General features: G+C 56.6%; 17 protein-coding genes. 6 read left to right on the top strand and 11 right to left on the bottom strand.

Annotation, left to right across the window (positions count from 1 at the left end):
• The first annotated feature begins 60 nt into the window (after positions 1-60).
• Positions 61-1182: an OmpA family protein gene (locus ATI45_RS16815; protein ID WP_098420784.1), complete on the top strand. Its 1122-nt coding sequence runs from the start codon at positions 61-63 to the stop codon at positions 1180-1182.
• A gap of 97 nt (positions 1183-1279) precedes the next feature.
• On the opposite strand, the gene ATI45_RS16810 is transcribed toward ATI45_RS16815, so the two are convergent.
• A complete protein-coding gene (locus ATI45_RS16810) occupies positions 1280-2551 on the bottom strand; it encodes a D-amino acid dehydrogenase (protein ID WP_098420783.1) in 1272 nt (423 codons plus the stop codon).
• Positions 2552-2635: 84 nt separating this feature from the next.
• Between ATI45_RS16810 and ATI45_RS16805 the strand changes: the two genes are divergently transcribed.
• Entirely contained in the window at positions 2636-3445 is an 810-nt protein-coding gene (locus ATI45_RS16805) for a TatD family hydrolase (RefSeq protein WP_098420782.1), read from the top strand.
• A gap of 13 nt (positions 3446-3458) precedes the next feature.
• Here ATI45_RS16805 and ATI45_RS16800 read toward each other — a convergent pair whose 3' ends face one another.
• The 5 genes from ATI45_RS16800 to ATI45_RS16780 all read right to left on the bottom strand — a co-directional run bounded on the left by ATI45_RS16800 (position 3459) and on the right by ATI45_RS16780 (position 9985).
• Positions 3459-4367, bottom strand: a complete 909-nt coding sequence (locus ATI45_RS16800; protein ID WP_098420781.1) for a lysine exporter LysO family protein — start codon at positions 4365-4367, stop codon at positions 3459-3461.
• A complete protein-coding gene (locus tag ATI45_RS16795; protein WP_098420780.1) occupies positions 4367-4690 on the bottom strand; it encodes a DUF2288 domain-containing protein in 324 nt (107 codons plus the stop codon). Before ATI45_RS16795 ends, ATI45_RS16800 begins: the two co-directional genes overlap by 1 nt.
• Positions 4691-4779: 89 nt before the next feature.
• Positions 4780-5904, bottom strand: a complete 1125-nt coding sequence (locus tag ATI45_RS16790; protein ID WP_098420779.1) for a response regulator — start codon at positions 5902-5904, stop codon at positions 4780-4782.
• 196 nt (positions 5905-6100) lie between these two features.
• Positions 6101-8869 (bottom strand): aconitate hydratase AcnA, encoded by a 2769-nt coding sequence (acnA, locus tag ATI45_RS16785; RefSeq protein WP_098420778.1) that lies wholly within the window; start codon positions 8867-8869, stop codon positions 6101-6103.
• 264 nt (positions 8870-9133) lie between these two features.
• Positions 9134-9985: a methyl-accepting chemotaxis protein gene (locus tag ATI45_RS16780; RefSeq protein ID WP_098420777.1), complete on the bottom strand. Its 852-nt coding sequence runs from the start codon at positions 9983-9985 to the stop codon at positions 9134-9136.
• A 280-nt stretch (positions 9986-10265) separates the two neighbouring features.
• Between ATI45_RS16780 and ATI45_RS16775 the strand changes: the two genes are divergently transcribed.
• Complete coding sequence (locus ATI45_RS16775; protein ID WP_098420776.1) at positions 10266-11720, top strand: B-box zinc finger protein; 1455 nt, start codon at positions 10266-10268, stop codon at positions 11718-11720.
• Positions 11721-11776: 56 nt separating this feature from the next.
• Here ATI45_RS16775 and ATI45_RS16770 read toward each other — a convergent pair whose 3' ends face one another.
• Positions 11777-13216: a rhomboid family intramembrane serine protease gene (locus ATI45_RS16770; protein ID WP_098420775.1), complete on the bottom strand. Its 1440-nt coding sequence runs from the start codon at positions 13214-13216 to the stop codon at positions 11777-11779.
• 215 nt (positions 13217-13431) lie between these two features.
• On the opposite strand from ATI45_RS16770, the gene ATI45_RS16765 reads away from it, so the two are divergent.
• A complete protein-coding gene (locus ATI45_RS16765) occupies positions 13432-13875 on the top strand; it encodes an OmpA family protein (protein ID WP_098420774.1) in 444 nt (147 codons plus the stop codon).
• Between the two features lie 28 nt (positions 13876-13903).
• Here ATI45_RS16765 and ATI45_RS16760 read toward each other — a convergent pair whose 3' ends face one another.
• The 3 genes from ATI45_RS16760 to ATI45_RS16750 form a co-directional block, all read right to left on the bottom strand.
• Positions 13904-14305, bottom strand: coding sequence for an MAPEG family protein (locus ATI45_RS16760; RefSeq protein ID WP_098420773.1), 402 nt, complete (start codon positions 14303-14305; stop codon positions 13904-13906).
• A 72-nt stretch (positions 14306-14377) separates the two neighbouring features.
• Positions 14378-15094 carry a lysophospholipid acyltransferase family protein gene (locus ATI45_RS16755; RefSeq protein ID WP_098420772.1) on the bottom strand — a complete coding sequence of 239 codons (717 nt, stop codon included), beginning with the start codon at positions 15092-15094 and terminating at the stop codon, positions 14378-14380.
• A 50-nt stretch (positions 15095-15144) separates the two neighbouring features.
• Positions 15145-15363 carry a hypothetical protein gene (locus ATI45_RS16750; protein WP_228706070.1) on the bottom strand — a complete coding sequence of 73 codons (219 nt, stop codon included), beginning with the start codon at positions 15361-15363 and terminating at the stop codon, positions 15145-15147.
• Positions 15364-15604: 241 nt separating this feature from the next.
• Between ATI45_RS16750 and pdsR the strand changes: the two genes are divergently transcribed.
• Both pdsR and ATI45_RS16740 read left to right on the top strand, forming a co-directional pair.
• Complete coding sequence (pdsR, locus tag ATI45_RS16745) at positions 15605-16306, top strand: proteobacterial dedicated sortase system response regulator (RefSeq protein ID WP_098420770.1); 702 nt, start codon at positions 15605-15607, stop codon at positions 16304-16306.
• A gap of 36 nt (positions 16307-16342) precedes the next feature.
• Complete coding sequence (locus ATI45_RS16740) at positions 16343-18490, top strand: histidine kinase dimerization/phospho-acceptor domain-containing protein (protein ID WP_098421799.1); 2148 nt, start codon at positions 16343-16345, stop codon at positions 18488-18490.
• Between the two features lie 40 nt (positions 18491-18530).
• On the opposite strand, the gene ATI45_RS16735 is transcribed toward ATI45_RS16740, so the two are convergent.
• A complete protein-coding gene (locus ATI45_RS16735; RefSeq protein ID WP_098420769.1) occupies positions 18531-19316 on the bottom strand; it encodes an ATP-binding protein in 786 nt (261 codons plus the stop codon).
• Between the last annotated feature and the right edge of the window lie 113 nt (positions 19317-19429).

Below are 19429 nucleotides of genomic sequence, written 5' to 3'. Positions count from 1 at the left end.
TGATGGCGATCACAAATTCGTAGATTTCCTGAAACTTAATAATCGAAATGGAGAGCGTTTATGAAATTTTTGCGTCCGGTCGCTATTGCAGCCCTTGCCTCATCTTTTGCAGTTCCTGCATTGGCTGAGCGCCAGGAAACTATTTACCTGAACCCGTTTGCCGGTTACCAGTATTTTGGTGACAAGCGGGACCTGGATGAGTCTGACACCTATGGTGTGGGCATCGAATATCGCTTTCTGCCGAACTGGGCAGTAGAAGCCGTATACTCGCGCGCTAACGCAGAACGCAAATACACCAGCGGCTCTACCGATTTTGACGAGGTACGTGTAGACGGCACTTACTACTTTGCCGGCCCGGATCGCACCTGGAACCCATACGTATCAGTGGGTGCCGGTCACGCCAACTTTGACGGCACTGGCCCGTCTACCCCAGGCATCAACAGCGACGAAACTCGCGTAAACCTGGGTGCCGGCGTACGTTACAACATCAACGATCGCGTATCTCTGCGTGGCGATCTGCGTGAATTCCACGGCATTGATGAAAGCACCTTCGACACCATGGCGTCTTTGGGTATCAGCGTTGCCTTCACCCGCACCGTTGGCCAGGCAGCCCCAGTTGCACCAGCACCCCAGCCGCCAGCTGACGCTGACAACGACGGCGTGCCCGATACCCGCGACAAGTGCCCTAATACCCCCCGCGGTGCCAAAGTTGACGCTAACGGTTGTGAACTGGACAGCGATAAAGACGGCGTAGTGGACAGCAAAGACAAGTGCCCGAACACCGCCGCTGGCGTAAAAGTTGACAAAGACGGCTGTGAAGGCATCACTGAAACCATTAGCACCACGGAAATTGAAGTTCAATTCCCGCTGGAAAGCGCCACGATTGGTGATGCTTATGACAGCCAGATCCGTGCCATCGCTGACACGCTAGAGGCCAAGAGCAACACCTACGTTGAAATTGCTGGCCACACCGACAGTACCGGTACAGCTGAATTCAACCAGAAGTTGTCAGAGCGCCGCGCAACATCTGTTGCCGATCGCTTAACCGGCGCACTGGGCATCAGCCAGGATCGCGTATCCAGCAAAGGCTACGGTGAAGCCGAGCCCATTGCTAACAACAGCACAGACGCTGGCCGTGCAGCCAACCGTCGGGTTGAAGCTCGCATTCAAGTGCGTCGCTAAGACTTCCAGTCTGATGAAGTGAAGTATAAAAAAGGCACCTTCGGGTGCCTTTTTTTGTTTCTATTTATTCGCTAGCGGCCGATAAAGCCCAAGCGCCCTACTCGCTGAAACGCTCTGGGCGGAAAGCATCCAGGCACACCGCCGGCTCCTGGTTATCGATCACACTGGCGATCACATCCGCGCTTCCAGCGGCGAGCGTCCAACCGAATACGCCGTGGCCGGTATTCAAATACAGATTTTCCCGGTTGCCACGGCCAATGATCGCAGGGCCATCTGGCGTCATCGGGCGAAACCCGGTCCAGCTTTCTGCGCTATCGATGTCTGTGCAACCCGGAAAGCGACTGCGAACCGACTTTTTAATGGTTTCAAGGCGTGCCTGCGGAATGCTCCGGTCAAAATCGTTCAATTCCACAAACCCCGTTGCCCGCAAGCGGTCGCCCAAGCGGGTCATAACTACCTTGTATTGGTCATCGTGTATGGTGGATTTTGGCGCTTTTTGTGCATCGGTAATGGTTGCCGTCAGGCTGTAGCCTTTCACCGGATAAATCGGCAGTCGCTGGCCCAGGGGCCGGGTCAGCTTATCAGACCAGCAGCCGGCGCTGACGACAACCGCATCGGCGTTCAGGTTTTCCCGCTGCCCTTCTTTGGTATGCAACATAATGCTGTTGACACGCCGGTCGTCTGCCAGCAGTTGTTCTACGTCTACCTCATAGCGAAACACCACGCCTTTTTCTTCACAAGCCCGCGCCAATTCACGGCTGAACAGATGGCAGTCGCCGGTGCCGTCGGTGTCATAGCTGAGCGCGCCGTAAAGTGGCCCGTTGCCGCTCAGGCCAGGCTCTAACTGTTCTACCTCGGCGGCGTTCAAAATACGTGCGGGAATGTTCATACTACTCAGTAAGTGCTGAATCTTGCGATAGCCGTCCAACGCCTCCGGCGTACTGGCTAAATGCAACAGGCCTTCATGGGCACCGTCAAAGTCCAGCTCAAGCTCGTTTTCCAGAACCAGGAAACGCTCTCGACTGTGCTTGGCCAGGCGCAACATGGCGCGCCGGTTAAAACCGAAGAGCCCCGGCGACCAGGCGTAGCGTAACGTCGAAAACATGAAACGAATGGTTGCCAGCGACGGCGGAAAACCCATTTTTAACGGCCCATCCTGTTTTACCAACCAAGGCAGTGCTTTAAGCACCATAGACGGGTCGGCCCAGGGATACACAACACCGTAAGAGCGCTGCGCAGCGTTGGCCTTACTGGTTTCATTACCTGCCAGGCTGTGACGCTCCAGAACGGTCACTTGATGGCCGCGGCGACAAAGTTCCCAAGCTGTGGTTACACCAACCACACCACCACCAATCACCACAACGTGCATAGAACTCTCCTTTGGCTGGGTGAACAACGGGTAAAACTGTTAATATGGCGACATTCCTTGCCGACAACGTATTGCGAGTGCCCCATGAGTAAGAAGCGTCGTGACATTCCACGATTTGATCACCCTATCATAGAAACCCACTGCCATCTGGACTACCTCAAAGAGCGCCCGCTCGAGGATATTCTACTGCAAAGTGAGCAGCTGAACATTGAGCGCATCATCACTATTGCGGTCTCTCCGGATAACCTTGAGCGGGTGCGGCAACTGAGCCAGCTTGCGCCCTGGATTTATGGCACCCAGGGAATTCATCCTCACGAAGCCGAAACCTTCAACGATGAAGTAGAAGCTGAAATTCGCACCCACGCCGGCGATGCAAAAATCGTCGCGGTGGGTGAAATCGGTCTGGATTATTACTACGATCACGCTGACCGCGAGGTGCAGCGCACCGTGTTTCGCCGCCAGTTACAAATTGCCTGTGACCACAACAAACCGGTGGTGATTCACAGCCGCGACGCCGACGACGACATGGTTGAAATTCTGCGCGAGTTCGAAACCAGCCTGACCCGGCGCGGCGTGATTCACAGCTTTACCTCCGGCCCTGGGCTGGCGCGCTATGCCCTGGACCAGGGCTGGTGCTTGGGCTTTAACGGCATTACCACCTTTAACAAAGCCGAGAACGTGCGGGATATTGTGCGTATGTCGCCCATCGAGCAAATTTTGCTGGAAACCGACGCGCCGTTTTTGACGCCGGTACCCTATCGCGGGCGTGAAAACGCACCTTGTTACCTGCCCTTTGTGGCCGAAAAAATTGCCGAAGTAAAAGAGCTGCCATTGCAGCAAGTGATCGAGCAGACCTACCACAACAGCCTGCGCACATTTTTTCCGGCGGGCTAAGGCCACAAGCCAGCTAGCCTAATGACAAAAACAGTCCCATGAACACAGGGGCGAAAAACGACAGCAAAAAGCCGGAGGCGATGGCCACTGGCACGCAGGCCAGGCCACCGCTGCTGCGAATCACCGGCAGGGTAAAATCCATAGAAGTGGCGCCGCCATAACCAATGGCCATTGCCGGACGGCGGGCGATCACCAGCGGAATAATGGCCAGAGCGATAATTTCGCGCAGTACGTCGTTCATAAACGCCACCCCGCCCCAGGCGGGGCCCAAGGCATCACCAATGACAATTCCCGACAACGAATAAAAGCCAAAGCCGGAAGTCAGTGCCAATGTCTGATGCCAGGGTAAACCTAGCACCGGTATCAGCAACACACCCGCCAGCATTGAACTGGCCATTAAAACCAGCGCAATACCCAGGCCCTGCACGTTCATCAGCAGCTTGCGCAGCGACAAGCCAGCGTTACGAAGCTGCAAGCCAATCAGCAGCAGCAGCAGCATGAGCAGGCCGGTAGCGATCTGATCAATAAACGGTATGGCCGGCAAAAGGTAATAGCCCAACAGCAAGCCAGCAAGCGCTGCCAGCAAGGGTTTGGCCGCCGCCATGAACAGCCGTCGATAGCCCGGGCTAGCGGACTGTTCCGCGCTGTTCACCGTCAGCGGGCGCCACCGGTGAAACAGCCACAAGCCACCCATATTGCACAGCAACAACAGTGCCACCAGGGCCAAAACCTGGCTTGCCATGGTGCTGAGCTGACTGCCCAAGCCGTCCATTTGCCCTAACCCCAAACCAAGCATACCCAGAATCAGGTACACCAGGGTTTCTACCGAGTAGTGGATGGTGGTCATCGCGCGACGGTTGGAAATAGAAATGGCAAAGCCCAGAAACAGCGGCGCCAGTATCAGCAGCACTCCGGTCAGCATCAGTGCAACTCGCCGTCGGCGCGGTCTTGCACCAGCACCCAGGGCGCGATCACCACGGCCCACAACTCGGTATTGTTCTGATACCAGGCTCGGGCCAGATCCGGCGTAACATCCCCCACCCTGCCGCTGGCCAGCCAGTGTTCAAACTGCGCCTTATTGTCGGCAACCAACTCGCATGCCACGTTTAACAAATCAGTGTCGGCGGCCACTTGCACAACTTGTCCACGGGCATAGTATGTTTGCAAGTCATGCCAGTGAATACGGGAGGTTTCAAGATTCAGGCGGGCTTTGATTTCATTCGCAGATTCAGAAGAAGAAGACATAATGGCCTTGATGGATGTTTGTCAAAAATGCGTGGCATATTTTAACCGATTGCCCGAATAGCAGCCACCGTTAGGAGCCAGACCGCGCTTTAACCTATACCCTCCAGCCCGAGCCGACGCAGTAACCACTTACCGTCATCACTGTCTATTAGCCCACTCTCGTATAATCCGGCAGCCCGCATAATCACTTTGGACTGGCTCACCGTTTCCCGCGGTAAAAAATGTACAGCACCGACCAGCTCCCGCAGCTGCAGCGGCAGGCGCCAGTGCACTTTAATCTGATTGCCCAAGGGTTGCGCCCAGTCGGCCAGGGCCTGGTCTATCTCCTCAGCGCTCAGGGTTTTGTCGCCTGAGTCACAGTACTGTTGCATCAGTTTTAACGCCGCTAAGTCTCCGGCCCGGCTCAACAATCCAGCGGTATGGCAGGGTACGGCAGGCTCACCAAGCTTCAATGCCAGCCGGTACGCACCGTCGGCCACGGCCACGGCCTGCGCCAGCAATCCTTTTGCTTTTTCTGCCAGTAGCGGATGCGCCAACTGGCCACAAATATCCAACGACAGCGCCAGCGCGTGATTCAGTGCCATAGGTACACCCAGAGCCAGAATGGCATCTTTCAGTGTTGTCACCGGCAGTCCGGAGCGGCGAAAAGAAATACTGCCCGCAACCGCCAGTAAACGTGCCGTTACTGAAACTTCGTTACGCCATGATCGCACCAGCTCTGCCGCGCTGACATCCTGGCCGCGCTGAAGCAGCTCGATTATTTCAGCGGTGTTCGGGGCTCCGGGTAGCTGCACCATGGTGCTAACAGCTGCTGCAATGTGCTCGTTCAGATTCATACTGCCACCTACCTGCCCCTGGGGGAGCAAACTGCGCAGCCGCTGGTGCAATGATTCAACGCTGAACGGTTTACTGACAAAGCCACTGATGCCCAGCCGAGCCGCCTTCAATATGGATTCACGATCGGCCGTTCGGCTGATCATTAACACGGGCACCTCGCTTTGCGAGCGGCGCACACGGCGAATCAGCTCCAGACTGCTGCCATCGGGAAGGTCCACATCCGCCAGTATCAAATCCGCTCCGTGAACTTCCCAGTGGTCCAAAGCGTTCTGCACAAAGCCAAATCCGTGCACTCGCACCCTTGGGTCTACACCGACACAAATACTGGTCAGCAAAGCAACCATGTTGTCGTCGCTGTCAACAATCAACACATTCATCCTGTGGCTTATTCCCTTAGTGACACTTACCAAAACGACGCACCTGCCAAAAAATTTCAGACAAGATGGTGAATATACGATCGTAAACTGCGCGCACAACATTACAGGCTTTGATGCTCGCACCACCACATAAACAAAAGGCCAGTACCCTTCAGGTAGCTGGCCTTTTGATCATAACGACTTTTAGCGACACAAATCAGGCAGTGCGCAGCATTTCCCGAACCACATAGTGCAGAATCCCGCCGTGGCGGAAGTACACCGCTTCGTTCGCTGTGTCTATGCGCGATAGCAAATCACAACTTGCGGTTGTGCCATCCCCATAAGTGACCGTCATGGTCAGAATTTGCCCGGTCGTGATGTCGCCAGACAAGCCATCAATGGCGATGGTTTCGTCGCCGGTCAATTTCAGGGTTTTGCGGTCGGTGCCACTTTGGAATTGCAGTGGCATTACGCCCATGCCGATCAGGTTGGAGCGGTGAATACGCTCGTAAGATTCGGCTACTACCGCTCGTACGCCCAACAGGCGAGGGCCTTTGGCGGCCCAGTCGCGACTGGAACCGGAGCCGTACTCCTTGCCGGCGATCACCACCAGTGGTATGCCCTGCTCCTGATACTTCATGGCAGCGTCGTAAATCGGCATCTGTTTACCGTCTGGCACGTAGCGAGTATAACCGCCTTCCACGCCATCCAGCATTTCATTGCGGATGCGCACGTTGGCAAACGTGCCGCGCATCATCACTTCATGATTGCCACGACGCGAGCCATAAGAGTTGAAATTCTTTGGTTCTACCCCGCGCTCCTGCAGGTACTTTCCGGCAGGGCTGTCGGCCGCGAATGAACCGGCTGGGGATATGTGATCGGTGGTGACCGAATCGCCCAGCAGCGCCAGAATGCGCGCTTCGCGAATGTCGTCGATCGGCTCAGGCTCAGGCCCCATACCTTCGAAGAAGGGCGGATGCTGGATGTAGGTGGAATCGTCTAACCACTTGTAAACCGTGGTTTCAGGGACTTCCATAGCCTGCCAGGCGGCATCGCCGTCGAACACGGCGGCGTATTCGGTGCGGAACATGTCCGTTTTGACTTTTCCCACCGCTTCGGCCACTTCCTGCTGGCTGGGCCACAGGTCCTTCAGATACACCGGGTTGCCGTCTTTGTCGTCACCCAGCGAATCTTCCAGCAAATTCACCCTTACATTACCCGCCAGCGCGTAAGCCACTACCAAGGGCGGCGACGCCAACCAGTTGGTTTTCACCAGAGGGTGTATCCGGCCTTCAAAGTTACGGTTGCCAGACAGCACCGAGGCCACCGTCATATTGCCATCGTTAATGGCTTTTTCCACCGCCTCGGGCAGCGGCCCGGAGTTACCGATACAGGTGGTGCAACCGTAGCCCACCAGATCAAAACCGAGCTTGTCCAGGTCGCCCTGGAAACCGCCTGCGCGCAAATACTCTGTGACCACTTTCGAGCCTGGCGCCAACGACGTCTTCACCCAAGGCTTGGCTTTCAAACCTTTGGCGACCGCTTTTTGTGCTACCAGGCCAGCGGCCATCATAACGCTGGGGTTGGACGTGTTGGTGCACGAGGTAATCGCCGCAATCACCACCGCACCCGGATCCAGGCGGGTTTCCTGGCCGTTCATAGCCAACATCTGACTCGAGTGATGATGGTAACTGTTGTCGACACCGACGGCGGTTTGCCCACCCTCAGATTCAAGTGCGTTGTTGCGTTTGTCATTCGTTTTGGGTGCGCCTTCGCCGGTTTCCATCACCAGTTCAAACGCGGCTTTCATGTTCTTCAGCGCCACCCTGTCTTGCGGGCGCTTGGGGCCGGCCATGCTGGCTTCGACCTCATCCATATTCAATTCAAGGGTATCGGTATACGCCGGCTCGTGGCCGGGTTCACGCCACAGTCCCTGTGCTTTGGCGTAGGCTTCTACCAGCTCGACCTGCTGTTCCTCACGGCCGGTCAGGCGCAAATACTTCAGAGTCTGTTCGTCTACCGGGAAGAAACCGCAGGTGGCACCGTATTCAGGCGCCATGTTGGCAATGGTGGCACGGTCGGCCACCGGCATGTCTTTCAGGCCGTCGCCGTAAAATTCGACAAACTTGCCCACGACTCCATGGCTGCGCAGCATTTCGGTAACGGTCAGCACCAGATCGGTGGCGGTAATGCCTTCGCGCAATTTGCCGCTGATTTTAAAGCCTACCACTTCGGGAATTAACATCGATACTGGCTGGCCCAGCATGGCGGCTTCGGCTTCAATGCCGCCCACGCCCCAGCCCAAAATACCCAGGCCGTTGATCATGGTGGTGTGCGAATCGGTGCCTACCAGGGTGTCCGGATAGGCCAGGGTTTTGTCGCCCAGCTGTTTGTGCCACACGGTTTTGCCCAGGTATTCCAAGTTCACCTGGTGGCAGATGCCGGTGCCGGGCGGCACCACGCGGAAATTATCAAACGCCTGCTGGCCCCAACGCAGAAATTCGTAACGCTCCTGGTTACGCTCCATCTCCATGGCCACGTTGTCTTTAAAGGCTGAAGCATCGCCAAAGTTATCGACCATCACGGAGTGGTCAATCACCAGGTCTACCGGCGATAACGGATTGATCATTGCCGGATCTTTGCCCGCAAGCTTAACGGCGTCGCGCATGGCGGCAAGATCCACCACACCGGGCACGCCGGTGAAGTCCTGCATCAGCACCCGCGCCGGGCGAAACTGAATTTCAGTGTCGGAATTGCAATCTTTGAGCCACTGCACCATGGCATCAATATGGCTGCGGTCTACGGTGGTGCCGTCTTCATTGCGCAACAGGTTTTCTAACAGCACTTTCAGCGAAAACGGCAGGCGGTCAAGGTCACCCAGCTCAGCCGCCGCTTTCGGCAAGCTGTAATAATGATAGGTGGTGTTTCCAGCCTTTAGACTGCTAAGGGTGTTCAGGCTATCCTGACTGTGAAGTTCACTAGACATAGCGTGCCTCCTGCGGTGAATGTAGCTCCTACTACTATCGCACCGTTTCAGTAGACTGCAACTCCATAACGGAGATCTTCACTATTCACGGGCTGAATAGTGAAGCGTTAACATTCATTCTATGGTCAGTTTTAGCCGATTTTAGCGAGTTGTGTAACCGGCGATAAGCTCATCTACCTGGCCAATCATCTGCTCGATGTCGGTCACCATGATCTGGGTTTTTTTGGCTTCGCGCAACACGTCCTGGCTTTGTTCAGCCACCAGCTAAACGCTCTGGTTGATCTGCCCGGATGCCACTGCCTGTTGCTCGGTAGCCGATGCAATCTGCAGGTTCATGCCGTTCACTTCGGCAATGGCCGCTTCAATAATCGTAATCGCCTCACCGGTCTGCTTCATCGCATTGAGCGTCTCCCGCGAGCGGGTCCCCCCCATTTCAATCGCGGCCAAAGTGGTTTCCGACACATTGGCCAGGCCGTCCATGGTGGCGCGGATTTCCGTGGTGAATTCCTGGGTACGCCGCGACAGTTGCCGCACCTCATCCGCAACCACCGCAAAACCGCGACCATGCTCGCCAGCGCGGGCGGCTTCAATAGCCGCGTTCAACGCCAGCAGATTGGTCTGGTCCGAAATATCGTTAATAGATGCAATAAAACTGCTGATAGACTGAACCTTTTCCACCAGTTCAGTCACCATGCGGGCGGAATCCGTCAGCGCCGTGTTGGTGGCGTCGGTCATGGCAATGGCGCTGTGAATATGACGCCCGCCTTCGGCTGAGGCTTCCGCCGAGCGACTGGCCGCTTCCGCCGCGGCCTGGTCGGTCTGGGCCTGCTGGACGTCGGCAATGCGATCGGTGGAGCTGCCCGCGACCATCAACGCACTGGCGCTGGTGCGCAGATTGCCGAACAGCGAACGTACAGTCTCAATCAGCTCGCTAAAACGCTCCGTCATGGTATTGAACGAGCTGCCCGCCAGATCGCCTTCGCTGGCTACAAGGCGACCGCGCAAGTCCTGTTCTTTGTCAAAGGCGCTCACCAGAGCGATCATTTCCCAAGACCGCTTCTGATCGGAGGCCAAACTGATCGCAAAAAACGCCAGAATACCGGCATCAAACACCACAAAAGCTGGCGCTGGTTGTTTTTAGTAACCACATAGAGCCGTGCACTGTGGTTGATGTCAACGCCGTTACCGGCCTGGCGGGCGGCAAAAACACCGCGCTGGCCAGAAGAATTAGAGGTTTGTGTTTCAAAGCTAAGTTTCCCGTCTTAGTCAGGTAAAAAGGGTGGGTTGGTGGCAGCGGCGTGCCAGTTTTAGTTAACGACGGGAACAACGTATTCTTTAGGCAGCGCTTTTGCGATTATAGCTACCGCACCCAAGCCAGTCAGGACGCAGACACATTTTGAAACACTATTGCCACTATCACCCCGGCGACCCGGCCAAATGGCATTGCGGTGAATGCCAGCTGCATTTTTGCGCCCGCTGCATGCCAGATGCTAACGCCAAACAACGTCGCGGGATTTGCCCCCAGTGCAGCAAGGCAATGCGCTATTTGGGGGCCGCAACCGAGGTAGTGCCGTTCTGGCACCGGCTGGGGGCGTTTTTCCGCTATCCATTCCACACTGATCCACTGCTGGTTATCGCCATCTGTACCCTGGTGCCGGCCCTGGTGCCTCAGAATCTGCTGGGCATGCTGGTGTGGCTGTTGCTGGCGCTGGCGTTGATGAAATACACCTACGCCGTTATCAATCGCACCGCAGAAGGCCACCTGAAGCCACCACCGTTGGCCGAGGCCTTTAGCGGCAGCGGCTTTAACATTGTGATATTGCAGATTCTGGTGTTTGCGCTGATGGGCGGACTGGTGACGGCCGCGGGCATGCTGGGGGGACCCTTGCTATTACTGCTGACGCTGGCGTTTGTGGTGCTAGCCCTGCCCGCCAGCATTATGGTGTTGGCCATGGAGCGCAGCGTGGGCGCGGCGGTAAACCCCCTGAACCTGGCCACTTTGATCGCCCGCATCGGCAGCCCCTACTTCCTGCTCTACGGTTACCTGATTCTTCTGGTGCTGGCGTCTGGCGCGGCACAGGATTTTGCTTTAACGCACTTTTCAGAATGGGTATCGCGGCCGCTGGCAGGTTTTCTTAACAGCACCTTCACCCTAATGCTGTTTCACATGCTGGGTTATCTGCTGTTTCAGTATCAGGAAGAGCTGGGTTTTGCTGCGGACTACCAGGACCCTATTGAACCCGAGGACCAGCACCACCGCGACCAAAGCCAGCGCTTTGATGCCGATCTGGACATGAACCTGAAAGATGGCAACTACGATCGCGCGCAGGCTCTGCTGCTGGAACAGCTCAAGCGCGAGCCAGACAACTCGCTGCGCATTGGCCAACTTTACCGATTGCTGGCGGCGCGCAATGACATTCGCAGCCTGCACGCTAACCATCCGCGCATCATGGCCTGGCTGGCAGCGCGCAATGATGGCAAGGCCCTGGCCGATTTGCTGGTGCAGCTGCAGCAGGCAGACCCACAATTCCGTTTGCAAGACGCCGAGCTTTCGGTAACGGTGGCCGGCGCGCTTTATCGCAGCAGTCACCATCGTTTGGCATTGAAACTGCTACAGGATTTTCACAAGCGTTTTGCCGACAGCCAGGCACTGGTGCCAGCCTACCTGCTGGCCGCGCAAACCCTGGCCAACGGCCTGGGCCAGTGGGAAAAAGCCACGGCGTTTCTGGGCTTTATTCAACGCCAGTGCCCGCAACACCCTCAGCACCCAGAAATTCAGCACTTTCTGGAGCAAGCGCAGGAACGCCAGCCATTACGCGGCCCCAAAGCCAGCTTTAACGTAGCGGACTAATGTTCCGCCTTGCTAATTCGTAAGCCTGTTGAGCGCCTGGTGCCGCCAGCGTAGCGTTATAACCACTGCCGGTAATACTGGGCCTTGGGTGCCATCTGGCGTTTTTCAAATTCCGCCACCAGCAGCCGGCAGGCCTCGCTGACCATCAGCTCGCTGCCAGCGCCTCGCAGGCGCTCAAAGGCTTTTTCTGCGGTGCTCAAATCATGCTGTTTCAGGCTGGCAAACAGCACACGATTGTGGTCTTCCGCCGCCAACGGATGGTGCGCCTCGCCTTTGGCCAGATACTCCTGCCATACCGCAATAACCTGATCAAATTGCTGCCTGCTAAGCGCATCCCCCATCCGCTCGCGGCTAAGGTGACGATACTCTGGTAGGTCCGGGCGCAGTTGCGCCAGTTGCTGCTGATGTTGCAGCACCAACGCGCGCTGGGGGTAAGCTTCTCGCAAAGCCTCAAAGCGCGCGCTAGCCAGCTCAAAGTCCAGGGTAGATATAGCCGCCATAGCTTGCCCGTAAGCCTCGGTAAAAGCGGCATCTTCCGCTCCGGGTTCCGGCTCGAAAAACGTGTCTTTCACCTGGAACCAGCTTTTACCCAAGGCTCCCACCAGAACCGCACCTGCCAGCAGACCGCCAGCGTGGGCCACGTAGGCAATACCGGTAGCACCGGCGTACCAGTAATCGTAAATCTCTTTACCCAGCCACACCGGCAGAATGGCGATAGCCGGCGCTCGGAAATAGTTAAAGTAGACGCCCAAAAAAATGAAAAAGCGGATTTTTTGCAGGCCGTAAATCGCCACGTACATGCCCATCAGCCCGGAAATGGCGCCAGACGCACCAATCAGCGGCACCAGGCTGCCCGTAGAGAAGCCAGTGAACATTAAGCCAGACAGCGCCCCACACAGCAGATAAGCCAGCAGAAAGCGCGCAGCTCCCAAAGCTTTCTCTACGGTAAACCCCAGCAAAAACAGAAACACCAGATTGCCCAGCAAATGGCCCCAGCCGCCGTGCAAAAACTGATAGCTGATAAGGCTGTGCAACGACAAATGCGCGGGTATCAGCCCAAAGCGCTGGGCACTAAGCCGGCCAATAAAGTTGTCTTCAATAAAGCCCCGCTGCTGTTGCCAGCGTTCGCGCTCTGCGCTGGCCCACACAAGATCACGGTTATCGAGCAAATACTGATAGAAGTCGCGGTCCATCAGCAGGGTCACCGCCAGCCAGCCATTTTTTTGATTGGCCTGAAGATTGCGCATCTGCTGCAGCTGGTAAACCGACTCGCTATCGCCCTGCTGGCGTATCTGGCGCAGCAGGTAATCTTCGTAAACCGGAGCCTCCAGAGCCTGCAGATTATTTTTCAGATAATGGCTAACAGCCACCTGAAGCTTGCGTTGGTCGGCGCCCTGATAAAAGGTGAACACCAGCATGCAGGCCAGCATCAACCCTAAGGTAATCCAGGGAGGGCGTTTCCAGTTAACAGCGTTTTCAGCGGGAATAATCAGCATGGGTCATCACATTTGATCACAATTGGCCACTTGTAAGCCGTGTTTTGTCATAGCCTGGCCTTAGTTGTGCGGTTTAATGGCGCTATCGACCAACCGCCTAATGCTGTTATTGTTCTGCGCGCCAGTCGTTCGGCCCTGATATATAGTACGGCCTGAAAATAATCGTGCGGCGTAACAACATTAGCAGCAGGCCCCCGAATGCAAGGAAACCCCACATGACCGTTCTTGTTTTGGATAACCCGGAATTACTGGCCCGCGCAACCCTGGCTGAGGGTTTTCAGCCAAATCCATGCGCCGAGTCACACAAACCCCATCAACTGAAGTTCCATTACGGCTATAACAAACACCAGCTTAGCGCCGTAGACATGGACATGCTAACCCGCCACGGCCACTACTTGCGTCACAACGGTCATCTACATGTGCGCGTACACGGACATTCCGACGCCTTTGGCAGCGACGACTACGGTCATTTCCTGTCCCGCATGCGGGCCAGCGCCGTGGTGCGTTTTCTGGTTGAAGAGGGCGTGGAAGAACAGCGCTTGAAAGCCGTCGGCTGGGGCTCAGAGCGCCCGCTGGCAACACGGGCTGATCATGCGGCCAACCGCCGGGTGGAACTGGAGTACGTGCAATACAGCGTGTCCAGCGCGTTGTCCGGCTAAATTGCCTAGACCCCGGACATTTTTCGACCTACCCGTATACTTGAAACACGTTCAGCAGCAGCAGCACGGCGATCATCAGAATTGAGATCCAGGTTAGCAAAATACCCACCATGCGGGCCTTGTGGGGCCCGCCCTGGCCCTGGAACATGCCCCAGGCGTGCAATATGCGCCCCAACACAAAAGCCATACCAATCCAGTAAATAAAACCGTTAGAAACGCCGTTCAGCTCGGCAATACCCAACATCAGCAGGGTCAGCGGTGCGTATTCCACCAGATTACCGTGAGCGCGTACGGCAGCCTCGAAATCGCGGTCATCCGTAATACCCATATCCTTGCCGTATTTGATTCGGTACTTGACCACAACGGCAGACAAAAACAGCAGCAAAATTCCGATAACAGCCGCGAAAACACCGGTTATAGGTACAATCATATTCAGTCCTGTTGTTCAATAAAGTGCCCACGCGGGCTATGCCTGCGGCGCTGACAAGTGGCAGAAGCTAACTTACTGTGCCTTAGTTTCACCCAGCTCGGCAATTGCCTTGGCCATGGCACTGTGGCAACGCGCAATCAGTTCGGGTATGTCTTTGTTGGTCATGCCGGTGGTTTCAATGGCCGGCAAAATCCTGAGCGGAACCAGTTTGCGGCGGCCCAGCCAGCCCTGGGAGTCGTCCTGATACTGGCCAACACACACCATAATCAGCGGTGATTCAGACGCAATGGCCGCGTAAAATGCGCCTTTTTTAAAACTTTGCAGCCCCTTACCACGGCTGCGCGTGCCCTCTGGAAAAACCCACAGGCTTTTACGTTCGTGAACAATGGTGTCGCCTACCGCCTGCATGCTGGCAACGGATTTGTGCGAGCGCGAACGGTTCAGAATCACGTTGCCACCAAGCCAGAATACCTGTCCGAAAAACGGCACCCACAATAGCCCCGACTTGCCCACCGCCACCACACGCCGCGGCACAACATCCCCCACAATCAGGAAATCGTCGTTATGCTGATGATTGGCGATAACCACCATGGAACGGTCTTTGGGCATATTGTCGGCGCCGTACAGCGGGCGCTGCATACCAAGCACTGCGCGCCCGAAACGGGCACACACTCCGGCCAGAATACGGTTATTATCCGGATTAAAGGGCCTCGCCAGATACAGCAACATCAACAGCAAACACAGCAGTAATACACCCGTCCACGCCAGTATTTTTCTCATTAGGGCCATAAAATAGCAACTCTGTGTCCGATATTTTGGCGCACAAGTGTACGCCAGGTTTACGGCCCGGAGACAGTCCCAATTTGCTCAAACACCCATACCGCAGAATCCAGGGCGTCGCCGGTTTCGCCAAACAGCGGATGCACGAACATAATCAGCAACATAACCAGCCACAAACCGGCGGCATCACGGCCACGCCTCAACCCGATTATGGCGCGGCGCACCAACACACGGCTGAACGATATTACCTGCGCAAAAACCAGACCTGTCATCATCATAATCAGCACCGCCATTTTACGTTAGTAAGTTGCGTTATTGCTGCGGACACCCGGCAGGCGCCCGCAATCATTGCAACAGCACTGTATGACCCTAATATGGCAGCAGCAGCGGGCAACTGTGATCAATTGTGGCAAGCCCCGCAGCACGACCCTTTTGCTCTTGTGCCGCGCGAGCGTCACCACTATCTTAGGTTTGCGGCATTGCTCGCCTATTAACCCCTCATCCACTCACCGGGCCGCTATGAACAAGCATCTGGCACTGATCGAAGACGAACCCGCCATCCGCGACAATTACCGCGCTGCATTCGAGCGCCGGGGCTTTTCTGTGTCTACCTACGGTGACCGGCCCGCTGCCTGGCAGGCGTTACAGCGGCAGTTGCCGGACCTGGCGATTATTGATGTGGGACTAGGGAACGAAGCAGAGGGCGGGTTTACCTTGTGCCAGGATTTACGCCGGCAGTCAGCCACGCTGCCGATTATTTTTCTGACCGCCCGCGACAGCGACATAGACTCCGTACACGGCCTGCGCCTGGGCGCAGATGACTACGTCACCAAAGACATGAGCATGGAACACTTGCTAGCCCGCATTAATGCGCTGCTACGCCGCGCAGACGCCTGGAATCAGGCCCAGCAACAGCCCGACGAATTGCTGGCAAGAGGCAAGCTGACACTGAACCTGGACCGCATGAGCGCCAGCTGGAACAACCAGGCCGTTGAGCTGACGGTCACCGAGTTCTGGATGCTGCACGCACTGGCCCGCCACCCAGGCCACGTGCGCAGCCGTGTTCAGCTGATGGACGCGGCCAGCACGGTACTTGATGACAATACGGTGACGTCGCACATCAAACGTATTCGTGGCAAATTCAGCGCTCTGGACCGCGACTTCAACAGCGTTCAGACGGTTTACGGCATGGGTTACCGCTGGCACGACCACAATGCCTGAGCGCGCTCTTTCTGGCCCAAGCCTTGAGCCGTGCGCGTGTCTGCACTGAACCTGAAACGCCAGCTGTTGCTGGTAAGCCTGTTAATGCTGCTGGTTCCTCTTGCCGGGGTTCAGTTTGCGCTTGAGTTAGACAACATTCTGCGCCAGCAGGCCCAGCAACAGTTGCAGCAACAGGCAAATCGCCTGGCCCTGCTGGCGGGTGATGAACTGCTGGCACAGCCTCCATTGGCCGCCGGCACGTTTGCGGTTTATACCTCAGCTCAGAACAGTGCCCTGCTGCTTGACGGCTACGCCGATGATTGGCCTGGCTACGATTCCCCCAAGCCCTTCCCACCGCCGGCGCAAGCGCCTCTATCCGCTCTTCAACCCTGGCAGCAGCTGCCAGGGGCCGCCCCTCAGCCTAGCGCGCTTTACTGGCAGGCCAGCCACAGCGATAAAACCCTGTATCTGCTGATTCGCATTCCAGGCCAGCCGCCTCAGCTGTTCAATCCCGGAGCGCCGCAGCAGGCCCACCACCGGTTATTGCTGCAACTGTCCAGTGGCGCCAATCAGCTTCGTGTAAACCCGCGTAGTCAGGCCTGGTTGCTACGGCCGTCGGCACCCGGGCAGCTGCCGGCCCGCAGCGGTGCTAACTGGACCAACATCGACTCCAGCGTGAACGCGTTCTGGCAACTGGTAGCCAATGGCTGGCAGCTGGAACTGGCCCTGCCCCGCCCCGCCCCGGGCAGCCACATAACCCTTGCCCTGTATGGGGGCGAAGGCGTGGCTGCTGAAAATCCGCCATTGGCGCAGATTCCAGCAGCCACTCTGGTTCGCCGCAACGCGGATCTGGAACAGGCGCTGGCCAGTTGGCTAGACAGCGGCCAACAACTGCGAGTAATGGAGGAATCCGGTTGGGTTATCGCCCGTCAGCAACGCACAGCCATGGCCGCAACGACGACGGACATCGAGCCTAGTGCAGCACCCATCAACCCAGTCGATGAAAACACCTCATGGCTGCAACAGGTCGGGCAAAATCTGCTGCAAGCGCTGGTTAAGGCCAACCAACCCGACCCGCTTCTGGTGAATGAGGAGCTCTGGCGCCAGCTCCCGGTTGATCTTCCAGCCGCGGCGTTGATGCGCCACAGTAACGGTAGCCTGTGGCTGAGCGCACAAGCACCGGTGTTTGGAGGGCGAACGCTGGTGCTGGAGCAATCGCTGGATCAACTGCTGAATATTTCAGGCGCCGCTCTGGGTACCGTGCTGGCCCGCAGCCTTCTGATCATTATTGGTTTGGTGGTGGTTTTGTTGGGTTATGCCAGCTGGCTATCGTGGCGCATTAGCCGTTTGGCGAAATGGGTCACCCAGTGTGTGGATGCCAATGGCCGAATGGCTGCCCAAGTGCCGTTACAGGCCAGGTCAGGCAGCGACAACGATGAGCTGGGCCAGCTGCAGCAACGTTTTAACCAGCTACTCAGCAATCTTCACGGTTACAATCAATATCTGGAAAGTTTTTCACAGCGCTTGTCCCATGAACTGAAAACGCCACTGGCGGTGGTGCGCTCATCTCTTGATAACCTGACTCACTGCACCGACGAAGCCGAGCGGCAGAATTATCTGACCCGTGCCCAAAGCGCCGTGACCAGGCTCAGCGGTATTTTGCGCAGCATGAGTGAGGCCGCACGGCTGGAGCAGAGCCTGGAAGCGGAACACAAAGAGGTGTTTGATGTGGCTGAAGTGCTGACGCAGGTGACGGCCGCCTACCAGGCGCTGGACCCCCACCACGTTATTGTGTATCAGGGCCCGGAGCATGGCAGTCAAGTTTTGGGGTCGCCGGAGCTATTGGTACAGCTTTTGGACAAGTTAGTCGACAACGCGCGGGACTTTACCCCTGGCGGCCAACGTATTGAGCTGGATTTGCGGCGAGTTGATCAAGGCTGGCAACTCAGCGTATTCAATCAAGGCTCCCGACTACCCGCAGGGGCGGATATTTTCTCTGCGTTTGTGTCCCATAGAACAGGCGAACTCAACACGTCCGAACACCATCTGGGCCAGGGCCTGCTGATTGCACAGCTGATCGCGAACTACCACCTGGCCCGACTGGATGCGGATAATCAAAGCCAAAATGGCCTTGACGGCGTGGCCTTCCGGCTGGTGATTCCCGCCGCTGAATCAGCCGCGGATATAAACCCAACGCCGTCTTAACCATCGATTTCACGCCTACTAACCACCTGGTAATCGCCTGCTAGTCAACTAGCGGCGAGCGCGGGCCGTGCTGACGAAAAAACTGCTGCGCTGTGCGACCATTGCGAACACCGCGAGCGGTCGCGAAACGAATCGCTTGCTGGTGCAGGGCCTTACGATCGCCAACTTCGACAAACAGAGCGTCAATGGCCTGCAAGTAAAGCGCCTGGGAAAACGCATAGAACGAGAGCTGCACACCAAAGCGATCCGCCAGGGAAATCTGCTCCTCTACGGCTTCGCCGGGATGAATTTCACCACCACGACTACTGCTGCTCATATTGTCGGCCATGTATTCCGGCATCAAGTGGCGGCGATTCGAGGTGGCGTACACGCGCACATTCTCCGGTGGCAGTTCCAGCGACCCTTCCAGAACGCTTTTCAGCGCCTTGTAGCTGGTTTCACCGGCCTCGAATGACAGGTCATCACAAAAAATAACGAAGTGGTAGGGCAAGCCCCACAAATCATCAACAATTTCGGGCAGGTGCACCAGGTCGTCTTTATCCACTTCAATCATCCGCAGGCCCTGTGCCTGATACTGGTTCAGCAGCGCTTTGATCAAAGACGACTTGCCCGTACCACGGGCGCCCCAAAGCAGTACGTTATTAGACGGCTCGCCCTGCAAAAAACGTTCGGTGTTCAGCGCCAGCGCCTGTTGCTGTTGCTCCACGCCGGTCAGCGACCCCCAGGTAACCGGATCCAGGCGGCGGATAGCACGCAGGCCGGAACGGTGCCGGCGCCACACGGCAGCCGGCGTGGTACGCCAGTCGATCGATTTGGTAACCGCCATAAGCTTCTCCCTGTAACCATCTTGAAAGCAGGCACTGTAGCGCAAAGCGGTTTGCTGTAATCAAAAAAAGGAACCAAAAAAAGGCGTGGCAACTTAGTGCCACGCCTTTTGCG

The sequence above is a fragment of the Marinobacter sp. LV10MA510-1 genome, assembly GCF_002563885.1.
Lineage (GTDB): Bacteria > Pseudomonadota > Gammaproteobacteria > Pseudomonadales > Oleiphilaceae > Marinobacter.
Note: the sequence above shows the minus strand (reverse complement) of the source record. Positions and strands in the feature narration are given on the sequence as shown.